Genomic DNA, 13,741 nt, shown 5'->3' on the forward strand with positions numbered 1-13,741 from the left:
ACATGAGCAGGAGAGAAATCAGAGAACAGATATTTAAAATGTTATTCCGTGTGGAATTTCATAGTGAGAAGGAATACGAAGAGCAGATGAATCTGTTTATCGAAGAGAATGAACCGATTGAGAAGCCGGATGAGAGTTATATTGAAGACAAATTTAATAAGATTATTGCTGTTTTAGAGGAAATCGATAAGATTATCAATGAATCATCCAAAGGCTGGAAAACAACCCGTATGGGCAAAGTTGATCTGACCCTGATTCGTCTTGCTGTATATGAGATGAAATATGAAGAGGATATTCCAACCGGAGTAGCCATCAATGAAGCAGTAGAACTGGCAAAAAAATATGGAACAGATGATTCACCGGCATTTATCAACGGAGTATTGGCAAAAATCGCATGATAAAGAAAGTATATGGGGTAACCCAGATTAACCGATACATCAGAAATATGTTTGCCCAGGATTTTGTCCTGCATCAGGTATGTGTGAAGGGTGAGGTATCGAATTGTAAATATCATTCCTCCGGTCATATTTATTTTACTTTAAAGGAAAATAACAGTGCCATCAGTGCAATTATGTTTGCCGGTAACCGGGGTGGTTTATCCTTTCGTATGAAGGATGGCGACAAAGTCGAGGTAACAGGTTCTATTGAAGTATTTGAACGTGATGGCAGATATCAGATATATGCAAAAGAAATTACACTTGCCGGTGCAGGGGATTTATATGCCAGATTTCTTCAATTGAAACAGGAACTTGAGGAAATGGGCATGTTTGCGGAAGAGTATAAAAAACCGATTCCGCAGTATGCCGGACGTATTGGAATTGTTACAGCACCTACCGGGGCTGCAATACAGGATATCCGTAATATTGCTGCACGAAGAAATCCTTATGTGCAGCTTATTCTATATCCGGCACTGGTACAGGGTGAGGGTGCCAAAGAAAGCATTGTAAATGGGATTCATGCATTGGATGCCATGCATTTGGACATTATCATTGTGGGGCGTGGTGGTGGCTCCATAGAGGATTTATGGGCATTCAACGAAGAAATTGTTGCAAGGGCAATTTTTGAATGTGAAACACCGGTTATTTCTGCAGTGGGACATGAAGTGGATTACACCATTGCGGATTATGTGGCAGACTTGCGGGCACCGACTCCGTCTGCAGCGGCAGAACTTGCGGTATATGACAGGAATCAGATGTTACAGCGGATACAGACTGACCGGGTACATCTGATGCGCAGCATGAAGAGTAAAATTGCTGTGATACAGGGACGCATGGAGACACTGAAGGCAAGATTAATGCAACAGAGTCCTGTATATCGTCTGAACAGTCAGAAACAGTATCTGGGGGAATTACAGCTTCGCTTAGAGCATGGCATGACACAGCAGTTAGATAAGAATAAGGCAAGACTTCGGATGTTAGCCCAGCATTTCGATGATATTTCGCCATTGAAACGATTGGGACAGGGATATGCATATGTTTCTGACAGCCGGCAGAATGGTTTAAAAAGTGTTTCACAGGTTTCAAAAGGAGAACAATTGCAGATCAATGTAAAAGACGGAACCGTTAAGGCAAGAGTAGAAGAAATCATATGCCAGGAGGAAATCGGAAGATGACAGATTATACAATCAATGAAAATGAGACAGATAATATAACGGAAAAAAAAGAAAATGAGAATTTAGAGGATTTATTTGCAGAAGTGGAACAGCTGATTGCACATATGGAGGAAGACATTTCTCTGGATGAATCCTTTGTCTGCTATGAGCAGGGCATGAAGAAGCTGAAACACTGCAGTGAGCGGATAGATTCGATTGAAAAGAAAATGTTAGTGTTGAATGAACAGGGAATGCTGGAGGAATTTTAATGGATATGACAGCAGAGCTTACAAAGCGGACAGAACAGATTGAAAACATCATAAAAAAATATCTTCCGGAGGAAGAAGGCTATCAGAAGCAGGTAATTGAAGCCATGAATTATAGTTTTCTTGCAGGAGGAAAGCGGTTAAGACCAATGCTGATGTTGGAAACTTACCGCATGTTTGGTGGAAAATCAGAGGTAATTGAGCCATTCATGGCAGCCATTGAGATGATTCATACTTATTCTTTAATTCATGATGATCTGCCGGCAATGGATAATGATGAATACCGCCGCGGACGAAAGACAACGCATATTGTCTATGGAGAAGCTATGGCAATTCTTGCCGGGGATGGTCTTTTGAATTTTGCCTATGAGACAGCATTGACAGCATTACAGACGGAACAGACGCCTAATGTGGCAAAGGCATTGCTTGTATTATCACAGAAAGCCGGAATTTATGGTATGGTAGGGGGACAGACCGTAGATGTGGAAACGGATCAAACACAGTCTGTCACCAGAGACCAGTTAGATTTTATTTATAAATTAAAGACCAGTGCTTTGATTGAAGCGTCTATGTTAATCGGTGCAATTCTTGCAGGTGCCACGAAAAGCGAGCAGAAGATTATCGAAGAGGCGGCATCAGAGATTGGTCTGGCATTCCAGATACAGGATGATATTTTAGATGTTACCGGTAATCAGGAAGTGCTTGGAAAACCGGTTGGCAGTGATGCCAAAAACGAAAAGGCAACTTATGTTACATATGAGGGATTGAAAAAAGCACAGGAAGATGTGAAACGATATTCAAAACATGCAGTGAATTTATTAGAATCACTGGTGGTAAAAAATGAATTTCTGATTCATCTGGTAGAATATCTGATTCATAGGGAAAAATAAGAACTTCAGAAACCAAAGGAGTAAAGATACATGGTGCTGGAAAAGATTGAGCATGAAAATGATATAAAAAGGATAAATAAAAACGAACTTCCGATTCTGGCAGAGGAAATCCGCTCTTTTTTGATTGACAAAATATCAAAAACCGGTGGGCACCTTGCCTCCAATCTTGGCGTGGTAGAGCTTACCATGGCACTGCATCTTGCTTTTGATTTACCAGAGGATAAAATTATCTGGGATGTAGGACATCAGTCTTATACCCATAAATTACTGACAGGAAGAAAAGCCGGTTTTGATGAACTGAGAAAATACGGCGGCATGAGCGGATTCCCCAAACGTCATGAAAGTGATTGCGACTGCTTTGATACGGGACACAGTTCGACTTCCATATCCGCAGGATTAGGCTATGCTATGGCAAGGGAGATTACCGGAGAAAAGTACAAAGTCATCTCTGTTATCGGAGATGGTGCATTGACTGGCGGAATGGCTTATGAGGCATTGAATAATGCATCCAAATTAAAGTCAAATCTGATTATTGTTTTAAATGACAATAAGATGTCTATATCGGAAAATGTCGGCGGTGTATCCAGATATTTAAGCGGACTTCGTACCGCAGAATCTTATCAGGGATTAAAGAATGGTATTACGAATTCCCTGAACAGCATTCCGAAATATGGAGAACGTATTGTTGAGAAAATCCGTAAGACCAAAAATGGAATCAAGCAGCTTGTGATTCCGGGCATGCTCTTTGAAAATATGGGAATCCTTTATTTAGGACCGGTAGATGGCCATAATATTCCTGCCATGGTGAAATTATTCAAAGAAGCCTCTAAGGTGGAAGGACCGGTTCTGGTACATGTGATTACGGAAAAAGGAAAAGGATACCTTCCGGCAGAACGCCATCCGGCACGTTTTCATGGAACGGAAGCCTTTGATGTTGAGACAGGACTGCCTCTTGTGAAACGGGTAAAAGCCAATTATACCGATATTTTTTCTACGGTTATGCGTAAATTGGGCGACCGGGATGAAAAAGTGGTTGCCATTACAGCGGCAATGGCAGATGGAACCGGACTAAAAAGATTCCGGAATATGTTCCCGGAACGTTTCTTTGATGTGGGAATTGCAGAAGAACATGCAGTGACTTTTGCTGCAGGATTGGCAGCAGCCGGTTTAAAACCGATTGTAGCGGTTTATTCTTCTTTCCTGCAAAGAGCATATGACCAGATTCTGCATGATGTCTGTATACAGGAATTGCATGTAGTATTTGCCATTGACCGTGCAGGACTTGTGGGCAGTGATGGAGAGACTCATCAGGGAATCTTTGATTTATCTTATCTTTCCTGTCTGCCGAATATGACAATTTTAGCACCTAAGAATAAGTGGGAATTATCAGATATGATAAAATATGCGGTAGATTTTTCCGGACCGATTGCAGTACGATATCCGAGAGGCGAAGCCTTTGATGAATTAAAGGAATACCGGGCACCGTTAGAATATGGTAAGGCAGAAGTTCTTTTTGAAGAAAGTGAAATTTTACTTTTGGCAGTAGGAAGCATGGTAAAGACAGCACTTACCGTAAGGGAACAATTAAAAGAAAAAGGTTATTCCTGCTCTCTTGTCAATGCAAGATTTGTGAAGCCTTTTGATGAAGAGCTGCTTCTTAAACTGCAGAAGAATCATAAGCTTCTGGTTACTCTGGAAGAAAATGTACAATCCGGAGGCTTTGGAGAGCATGTATTGGAATTTATGAATACAAATGGAGATGGTTCCATGGAGGTTTTAAATATTGCAATACCGGATGTGTATGTAGAGCATGGAAATGTAGAACTTCTCCGCAAAGAAACAGGAATTGATGCAGATGGAATTATCGGTAAGATTATAGACAGAAAGGCACAGTAAGAACGATGAAAGAAAGATTGGATGTTCTCTTGGTACAAAAAGGGCTGGCAGAATCCAGGGAAAAAGCAAAGACTATGATTATGGAAGGAAATGTCTTTGTGGATGGACAGAGAGAGGATAAAGCAGGAACAAATTTTGATACAGAGGCAGAGATTGAAGTCCGGGGAAATACATTAAAATATGTCAGCCGTGGTGGACTGAAGTTAGAGAAAGCAATGAAGGAATTTGATATTTCTTTAGAGGGAATGGTCTGCATGGATATCGGCGCATCCACCGGCGGATTTACTGACTGTATGTTGCAAAATGGTGCAGTGAAGGTATATTCTGTAGATGTAGGATATGGACAGTTTGCCTGGAAATTAAGAAATGACCCAAGGGTTGTCTGCATGGAGAAAACCAATATCCGTTATGTAACGCCGGAAGATATTGCAGATGTCCTTGATTTTGCATCCGTTGATGTATCTTTTATTTCTCTTACCAAGGTGCTGGTACCGGCAAGGGAGCTGCTGCGGGACGGTGGAAGAATGGTCTGCCTGATTAAGCCGCAGTTTGAAGCCGGAAGGGAAAAAGTAGGAAAAAAAGGTGTTGTCCGTGACCCAAAGGTACATGAGGAAGTCATCCATAAGGTAATTGATTTTGCGTTGGAAAATGGATTTTCTGTTCATAATCTTTCCTATTCACCGATTAAGGGCCCGGAGGGAAATATTGAATATCTGGTATATATTGAGAAAAACAGCGAGAGCAAGAAGGAGGAGACCATTGATGTGGAGGCCATCGTAGAGGCGGCACATACATCATTGTCCTAGATATATGAAGCATTTTTTCATAATTGTAAACGCACAAAAAGACAGTGAACTTATTTTTACCAATCAGATTATAGATTACATCAGACGTAAGGGTGGAACCTGTGATTATTTTGCCAGCTTTGAGGAAGAAAAAGCGGAAGCAGTGGAAAAAGAAATTCCAACAGAAACCGAGGCGGTGCTTGTTATTGGTGGAGATGGAACATTAATTCGTGCGGCACGCAATCTGGTAAAGAAAAATATTCCGCTGCTGGGAATTAATTTAGGAAAGCTTGGATATCTGTGTGAGGTAGAAGAGAATACGATATTCCCGGCAATTGATGAATTGATGGCTGACCGTTATACCATAGAGCAGAGAATGCTTTTAGATGGATATACCGTACAAAGTGGCGGAGAGAAGATTCAGAGGGTTGCGTTAAATGATGTGGTCATCCATCGTACGGGAGCACTTCAGATTGTGAATCTGAATGTTTATGTAAATGGAGAGTATCTCTATAATTTTAAGGCGGATGGAATTATTGTGGCAACACCAACCGGTTCCACCGGTTATAGTATGTCGGCAGGTGGCCCTATTGTGGATCCGAAAGCCAACCTTTTGCTGTTGACACCAATCAATGCACATACGTTGAATTCCAAGAGTATTGTAATCGGACCGGAAGATGAAATTACCATTGAAGTAGGCATGCGGAGAAGCCAGCGGGATGAGCAGGTGGAAGTGAGCTTCGATGGAGATTCCGGAGTGGAACTTAAGGTTGGTGACAAGATTGTAGTGCATAAGGCAGAAGAATCCGTAGGGATTATTCGTTTGAGTAAGATTAGTTTCCTTGAAATTTTGCGGAAAAAGATGCAGAATTATACATAACAGGAGGGACTGTAATGAAGATAGGACGACATGCAAAGATTCTGGAATTAATTCAGAAGAATGAGATAGGCACACAGGAAGAATTATCTGCAAAGTTGGAGCAGGAAGGATATCATGTGACGCAGGCAACGGTTTCACGGGATATCAGAGAGTTAAAACTGACTAAGGTAGCATTGAGCAATGGCCGTCAGAAATATGTAGCTTTATCTGAAAATAAGGAGGACATGACAGAAAAGTATGTCCGTGTATTCCGGGATGGTTTTGTATCGATGGATATGGCACAGAATATTCTTGTGATTAAGACGGTATCCGGAATGGCAATGGCAGTTGCGGCAGCATTGGATGCCATGGATTGCCATGAAATAGTAGGAAGCATTGCTGGAGATGATACAATTATGTGCGCTGTCCGTACCGTAGAGGATACCACAGCGTTAATGGGACGTCTTCGCCGGATTATGGAAGATTAGAACGGAAGACGAGAGAGAGTAGAAGGAGAAAATATGTTAAGAAACCTGCATGTTAAGAACCTGGCACTCATTGATGAGGCGGAAGTCGATTTTGAAAAAGGGTTAAATATCCTGACCGGAGAGACAGGAGCCGGAAAATCAATTATCATTGGTTCCATTAATCTGGCTCTGGGAGAAAAGGTATCCAAAGAGATGTTAAGGGATAATGAGGAGAATGCCTTTGTGGAGCTGATTTTTGATGTAGAATCAGATGCTTTAAAGAAAGCACTTTCCGGGCTTGATGTTTATCCGGAGGATAATATGCTGATTTTAAGCAGAAAGATTTCCGGAGGAAGAAGCATCGCCAAAATCAATGGGGAAAGTGTTCCGGCATCAAAGATGAAAGCAGTTTCTGCGTTGCTGATTGATATTCATGGACAGCATGAACACCAGTCGCTGCTTAAGAAACAGAAGCATTTAGAAATCCTTGATGATTATGCAAGAAATGAACTGTCGGACATCAAAAGTGAGTTGAAAGAAACTTATAAAAAGTACCGTGAAGTTACAAAAGAGTTAGAAGAAGCTTCTCTGGATGAAGAGAGCCGGATGCGGGAATTATCTCTTTTAGAATATGAAATCCATGAAATTGAAGAAGCTGCATTAACAGCTGGCGAAGATGAAGTTTTAGAAACAAAATACCGGAAGCTTCTGAACGGAAAGAAAATTATGGAAGCAATTCATGCAGCCCATGGATTACTCAGCATGGAAGACGGCAGTGCATCGGAGCTTACCGGAAGAGCTCATAGAGAATTGTCATCTGTGGCAGATTATGATGATGCAATTCGTGGGATGGCAGATGAACTTTTGGAAATTGATAATCTTTTGAATGATTTGAACCGGGAAATTGCGGACTATATGGATGAGGCTGAATTTGATGATGAGACTTTTGCCGGGACAGAACAGCGTCTGGATGAAATCAATCATCTGAAGGCAAAATATGGTCATACGATAGATGAAATTTTAGCATCTTTAGAGGAAAAGCAGGAAAAGGCAGAAAAATTACAAAATTTTGATATGTATCATAAGAAGCTGCTGCAACAGGAAAATGCATTAAAAGAAACATTGCAGAAGCAGTCAGAAAAAGCATCTGCAATCCGCAAAAGATATGCGAAGGAACTGGCAGAAAAAATCAGGGAGCAGTTAGTAGATTTGAACTTCTTAGATGTTCGTTTTGAAATGAAATTTGAACAGAAAGAGACTTTTGGAGCAGATGGCTTTGATGAAGTGGAATTTGTCATTGCAACCAACCCGGGAGAGCCATTAAAACCACTTGGCAGCGTAGCATCCGGTGGAGAATTATCAAGAATTATGCTGGCATTAAAAACAGTGCTTGCTAAAAATGATGAAATAGAAACCTTGATTTTTGACGAAATTGATACAGGAATCAGCGGAAGGACGGCGCAGATGGTATCTGAAAAAATGCATATGATTGCAGAACATCATCAGGTAATCTGCATCACACATCTGCCGCAGATTGCAGCAATGGCAGATGCTCATTTCAGTATTGAAAAATCCGTAGAAAATGAGACAACCATTTCTACCATACGAAGACTCACCGAGGATGAGCAGGTAACTGAATTAGCAAGAATGCTTGGTGGAGTGAGGATTACAGACACCGTATTGGAAAGTGCAAGAGAAATGCTTAACCTGGCACAAAATGCTAAAAAATAAACGATTGAATCAAACAATAATACACATAATAAAAACAGGATATTCAATGAATATCCTGTTTTTATTTTACGCGGGAAAGCTGTAAAGAGAGTTTCCTGTAGTTATTATGCCTGTAGTGAGGAAAATATAATGCGGATGAGATTAATAAGAAAAAGCATAAAAAATATATGGCAGATTATAGTGATTGTCTGGCTGGTATTTGCTTACCAGCTTATGTTAAATATGGTTCCGGATGAAGTAAAACTTATCGATGGTGATTTAAGTAAACTGGACATTTCCATGCCGGTGACCTTCGAATGCCGGGATTCCGGAAAGAGATTTATCGATACATCTGTAATGGAAAATCAGCAGCTGCAAAGCAGCATGGACAAGGCCGGTGACGAAAGAAATGAAATAGATATGGTTTCAGATACGGTTGTTTTACGAGCGAAGCTCTTCGGAATTATACCAATAAAAGAGGTGCAGGCAGATATTGTAGCGGAGCAGGAGGTCTATGCCAGTGGGGAAAATATTGGTATTTATGTGCAGACAGATGGCATCTTTGTCATTGGAACGGGAAATTTTGAAGGGTTAGACGGTATGCTGTATGCACCGGCACAGAATGTTTTAAAGAGTGGAGATTATATCTGTGCAGTAGATGGTGTAGAACTTGAAAATAAGGAGGCGTTAATGGATGCTGTCGATAAATGTGAAGGAAAATCTTTAGTGCTTCGGATACGTCGAAATGGAGAAACATTAGAATTATATATACAGCCGAAATTGTCAAAAGAAGAAACGTATAAATTAGGAGTCTGGGTAAGGGATGATCTGGCAGGAATCGGAACACTTACCTATATCAGCCAGGATGGAAGCTATGGGGCACTGGGACATGCTGTAACAGACATGGATACCGGAAGTATGCTGGAAGTGGGGACGGGAAAACTTTATAACAGCAGACTGGTGGGAATCGTAAAAGGAGAATCCGGTAAACCGGGTGAATTATCAGGAGTCATTAATTATGAAGAAAAATATTGTATGGGAGATATTGAGGAGAACTGCGAACGAGGAATCTATGGAATATTACATGAAAAAAATAATTTGCTGGAAAATGCCGTAGCTTATCCGGTTGGTTATAAGCAGGATATTGAACCTGGAGAAGCAGAAATTATCAGTGATATCGACGGAACGATAGCGCATTATAAGATAAGAATTACGGAAGTTAATTATCGGAAGAATAAGGAAAACAAAAGCATTTTATTTGAAGTAGAGGATGCGGCACTGTTAGAGAACACCGGAGGTATTGTACAGGGAATGAGCGGCAGCCCGGTGATCCAGAACGGAAGGCTGATAGGTGCAGTTACCCATGTGTTCGTCGATGATGCGAAGAAGGGGTATGGTATTTTTATTGAGGATATGTTAGAAGTGGGGAAAACGTCGAATCCATAAGAAAAAAACAGTTTATAATTTAACGACATGTTTCGACATAATTTATATCAGGATATAATTATGATACAAAATGTATAAGGGGAAGAAGGCAGCCGTTGTCTTCCGGGCAATATTGATGTCGAAATAAGATGAACGCTTTAGCTTGAAACGACAGAAAAGTTGTGTTTAAATACAAGTAGTTTCATCTTTGTACAAAAGAGTGGAAACGGCAGGAGGTTTGACATGGAAAAATTAAATGTAGCAATTGCAGATGATAACGAGAGAATGGTACAGCTTTTAGATGAAATCGTAGCCAGCGATAAGGATTTGCAGGTGGTTGGTACGGCAAAGAACGGGGTCGAAGCATATGAGATTATCAAACATAAACAGCCGGATGTTGTTTTATTGGATATAGTTATGCCAAAACTTGACGGACTTGCACTGTTAGAAAAAGTAAAAAAAGATAAATCCATAAGAAAATGTCCTAGTTTTATTATTATCAGTGCGGTAGGACAGGACCGGATTACAGAAGATGCATTTAATCTGGGGGCGGATTATTACATTATGAAGCCCTTCGATAATGATATGATTATCAATCGGATAAAAAGTACAAGAGTGCTCCGGGGAATGAATGCTGCGGAATCAAAAAAAGTCGGAGCATATGAGAAAAAGCCTTCGGCAAAACCGGAGGATCTGGAAAGTAAAGTGACAAATATTATACATGAAATAGGAGTTCCGGCACATATCAAAGGATATCAGTATTTGCGTGAAGCAATTATTATGTCGGTAAATGATATTGAAATGCTTAATTCCATTACAAAAATACTTTATCCGACAATCGCAAAAAAATATCAGACAACAGCCAGCCGCGTAGAACGTGCTATCCGCCACGCAATAGAGGTGGCATGGAGCCGTGGCAAAATGGACACGATTGATGAGCTGTTTGGGTATACGATAAACAATGGAAAAGGTAAACCGACAAATTCAGAATTTATAGCACTGATTGCAGACAGAATCCGCCTGGAATATAAAGCGTATTAAAAGGGTGGTTTCTACAAAAACGGCAGCAAAATATGGTGTCTGAATCAGACATTTTAGGTATTTTCTGCTCCCCCATAACGTGGTATAATGAGCGTAAGCAATGAGCAGTGCAGCCGACAGAAATACGCGATACTGTGCTTGCACAAAGTATCGCGTATTTCTGTCGGCTGATAGGGCGAATGCCCGTACATCGAGAAAGCCGTAGGCTTTCGAAGATGCACTGCGAAAGAAAGCACAGCGTATTTGCGAGTGTGAGCGTAAATAGGGCGAATGCCCGTACATCGAGAAAGCTGTAGGCTTTCGAAGATGCACTGCGAAAGAAAGCGCAGCGGATTTGTGAGTGTGAGCGTAGATAGGGCGAATGCCCGTACATCGAGAAAACCAAGGGTTTTCGAGATGCACTGCGAAAGAAAGCGTTGCGTATTTGTAAAAAGGGTATCAGATTTGGGGGTAACAGAAATGAAGCGGGTATTATTTGTTACATCAGAGGCAGTTCCATTTATCAAAACAGGCGGCCTTGCAGACGTAGCAGGTTCACTGCCAAAATATTTTTCAAAAAATGAATATGAAGTCAGCGTCATGCTGCCGAAGTATATGTGTATCCGTGAGGATATGCGTAAGAAAATGCATCATATATTGCATTTTTATGTAGATTTGGGCTGGCGAAAACAATATGTAGGAATACTGGAGGCAAAGGAAGATGGAATCCAGTATTATTTTATTGATAATGAATTCTATTTTGCGGGAGACAGACCATATAATAATATTTACGAAGATGTAGAAAAATTTGCATTTTTCTCAAAGGCAGTATTAGAAGCATTGCCGCATATGAATTACCAGCCGGATATTATTCATTGCCATGATTGGCAGACGGGACTGGTTCCGGTATATCTGGAGAATATCTATAAGAAAAATGTATTTTACCAGAATATGAAAACGGTATTTACGATACACAATCTACAGTTCCAGGGGCGCTGGAATCTAAAGGCAGTAAAAGATATTACCGGATTGCCGGATGCTCTTTTTACACCGGATAAATTAGAATCCTATGGAGAGGGCAATTATCTGAAGGGTGGTATTGTATATGCAGATGCTGTAACAACGGTAAGTCCTACATATGCTTATGAGATAACAACTCCGGATGGTGGCGAAGGCTTGGATGGTCTCATTCGCAGTAACAGCTATAAATTAAGCGGTATTATTAATGGAATCGATTATAATGAATATAATCCGAAAGCGGATCCAAAGATTGCTTATTTATATGATGCCAATGATTTAGAAGAGGGCAAGCGGAAAAATAAGCAGGCACTTTTAAAGGATATGAATCTTCCGTATTCGGATGATGTGATGTTAGTTGGAATTGTTTCAAGAATGACAGAGCAGAAGGGATTTGCACTGGTAGATTATATGATGGATGAACTGCTTTCTTCCGGTAAATTTGAGATTGTTGCCTTAGGAACCGGAGAGGAACGTTATGAGAATATGTTCCGTTATTATGAGAGCAGGTATCCGGACAGACTGAAGGCAAATATTATGTATTCCGAAGAAGCAGCACATAGAATTTATGCAGCATCAGATGCTTTTTTGATGCCATCTTTATTTGAACCCTGTGGTCTGAGCCAGTTGATGTGCCTTCGTTATGGAACAGTACCGGTGGTTCGCGAGACCGGTGGCTTAAAGGATACCGTAGAGCCATATAATGAGTATCAGCATACCGGAACAGGTTTTACTTTTTCCAATTATAATGCTCATGAAATGCGTGACAGTCTTCTTTATGCATATCAGGTATTCCATGAGAACCGGACCGGGTGGCTGGATATCGCAAGACGTGGCATGGAGCAGAATTTCTCCTGGTCCAGTTCTGCAAAGGAATATGAAAAATTATATGCTAGATTGTAGTCCTTTCTTCTGGCATAGAAGTAAGAAGCTTTTCAGAGCGGGAATAGAAATAAGCGTGATCGGATAAGATTTCTTCTTCCTCAACCTGAGTGGAATTTACTTCATGAATCATAGCATTTAAATCCTGTATACAGGTTCCGGGCAGAACAGGAAGAATCAGAAATTCATGAATGCTGCTTGGAATCAGATAAAAATCACATGTGAGCTTATCTGCAATGGAATCTAAAAGATTTGGATAGAGAATGCAGGAAGCACCATAGAGTCTGGCTTTATTGGTTAATACATAAAGCGGTGTTTCGGATTCTTCTTCCATGCTATCTGCAGGAAAGGGCATTGGCATAAGCTTATTGAGTAATGGCATTAATGGTTCAAAATCAGCAGGAAGCTGTGCCGGCGTATTCTCTAAGGCATAAGAATATAACGCATCTGCGGAGACGTTCCAGTAGGAAAGATGAGTGGAACGAATCAGAATAGTGGCGTTTCCCTGACTTGAGCTAGATAAAAGACAATAAAAAACAACTGCAAAATCAAGATAACGAAAATGAGGAATTTCTTTGAGGAGTTCCTCATTTTTCTGATAGTGAATCAGTTTAAAGAGGATGCGGTGTCGTACATTTTCAAAATTAGTAAAGAATGCTACATCGACAGAGCTGCTGGGACGGTAAGCCCGGTAAATTTCCCGGATATGTAAAATAATGTTATGTATACTTTTCCCAGCCTGATATTCTTTGTAATAATCATTGAGATAAATAGTGGGAGAAATGTTGCAGCCCTTTTGCAGAATAGTGAGTCCATCCAAAGTAACGCCATTATTTTTTTGGATTTTATGCAGCTGAATCGTAACATCTGTATCAAACAGAGAATGAATTTGTAACTGGATTTCAGTAAGAAATTGTTGATATGTCATAAAGA

13 protein-coding genes are annotated in these 13,741 nt (G+C 40.6%); 12 read left to right on the forward strand and 1 reads right to left on the reverse strand.

The genetic code is table 11. The features are described from left to right. Positions 1-2 precede the first annotated feature (2 nt). From nusB to glgA, 12 genes are all read left to right on the forward strand, one after another. Positions 3-398, forward strand: coding sequence for a transcription antitermination factor NusB (gene nusB, locus DWY37_RS00965; RefSeq protein ID WP_197420811.1), 396 nt, complete (start codon positions 3-5; stop codon positions 396-398). Then, positions 395-1,612: an exodeoxyribonuclease VII large subunit gene (gene xseA / locus DWY37_RS00970; protein WP_118541553.1), complete on the forward strand. Its 1,218-nt coding sequence runs from the start codon at positions 395-397 to the stop codon at positions 1,610-1,612. Before nusB ends, xseA begins: the two co-directional genes overlap by 4 nt. Beyond that, positions 1,609-1,860 carry an exodeoxyribonuclease VII small subunit gene (xseB, locus tag DWY37_RS00975; RefSeq protein WP_117698581.1) on the forward strand — a complete coding sequence of 84 codons (252 nt, stop codon included), beginning with the start codon at positions 1,609-1,611 and terminating at the stop codon, positions 1,858-1,860. Before xseA ends, xseB begins: the two co-directional genes overlap by 4 nt. Next, complete coding sequence (locus DWY37_RS00980) at positions 1,860-2,747, forward strand: polyprenyl synthetase family protein (RefSeq protein WP_022243229.1); 888 nt, start codon at positions 1,860-1,862, stop codon at positions 2,745-2,747. Before xseB ends, DWY37_RS00980 begins: the two co-directional genes overlap by 1 nt. A 30-nt stretch (positions 2,748-2,777) precedes the next feature. Beyond that, entirely contained in the window at positions 2,778-4,643 is a 1,866-nt protein-coding gene (gene dxs / locus DWY37_RS00985; protein WP_118057366.1) for a 1-deoxy-D-xylulose-5-phosphate synthase, read from the forward strand. A gap of 5 nt (positions 4,644-4,648) precedes the next feature. Continuing rightward, positions 4,649-5,449 carry a TlyA family RNA methyltransferase gene (locus tag DWY37_RS00990; protein WP_117841129.1) on the forward strand — a complete coding sequence of 267 codons (801 nt, stop codon included), beginning with the start codon at positions 4,649-4,651 and terminating at the stop codon, positions 5,447-5,449. A 4-nt stretch (positions 5,450-5,453) separates the two neighbouring features. After that, positions 5,454-6,308 carry an NAD(+)/NADH kinase gene (locus DWY37_RS00995; protein WP_118057364.1) on the forward strand — a complete coding sequence of 285 codons (855 nt, stop codon included), beginning with the start codon at positions 5,454-5,456 and terminating at the stop codon, positions 6,306-6,308. A gap of 14 nt (positions 6,309-6,322) precedes the next feature. Then, positions 6,323-6,775 (forward strand): arginine repressor, encoded by a 453-nt coding sequence (gene argR, locus DWY37_RS01000; RefSeq protein WP_022243225.1) that lies wholly within the window; start codon positions 6,323-6,325, stop codon positions 6,773-6,775. 33 nt (positions 6,776-6,808) lie between these two features. Beyond that, complete coding sequence (gene recN, locus DWY37_RS01005) at positions 6,809-8,485, forward strand: DNA repair protein RecN (protein WP_118541551.1); 1,677 nt, start codon at positions 6,809-6,811, stop codon at positions 8,483-8,485. Positions 8,486-8,620: 135 nt separating this feature from the next. Next, on the forward strand, positions 8,621-9,910 hold the full coding sequence (gene spoIVB, locus DWY37_RS01010; protein ID WP_158575642.1) for a SpoIVB peptidase: 1,290 nt from the start codon (positions 8,621-8,623) through the stop codon (positions 9,908-9,910). A 222-nt stretch (positions 9,911-10,132) separates the two neighbouring features. Further along, complete coding sequence (gene spo0A, locus DWY37_RS01015; protein WP_117698575.1) at positions 10,133-10,930, forward strand: sporulation transcription factor Spo0A; 798 nt, start codon at positions 10,133-10,135, stop codon at positions 10,928-10,930. 459 nt (positions 10,931-11,389) lie between these two features. Continuing rightward, positions 11,390-12,829, forward strand: coding sequence for a glycogen synthase GlgA (glgA, locus tag DWY37_RS01020; RefSeq protein ID WP_117841123.1), 1,440 nt, complete (start codon positions 11,390-11,392; stop codon positions 12,827-12,829). Here the strand turns inward: glgA and DWY37_RS01025 are convergent. Further along, positions 12,819-13,736 (reverse strand): DUF5688 family protein, encoded by a 918-nt coding sequence (locus tag DWY37_RS01025; protein ID WP_117841122.1) that lies wholly within the window; start codon positions 13,734-13,736, stop codon positions 12,819-12,821. The genes glgA and DWY37_RS01025 overlap by 11 nt on opposite strands. Between the last annotated feature and the right edge of the window lie 5 nt (positions 13,737-13,741).

The sequence above is a fragment of the Roseburia sp. AF25-13LB genome, from assembly GCF_003478915.1.
GTDB lineage: Bacteria > Bacillota > Clostridia > Lachnospirales > Lachnospiraceae > Roseburia_C > Roseburia_C amylophila.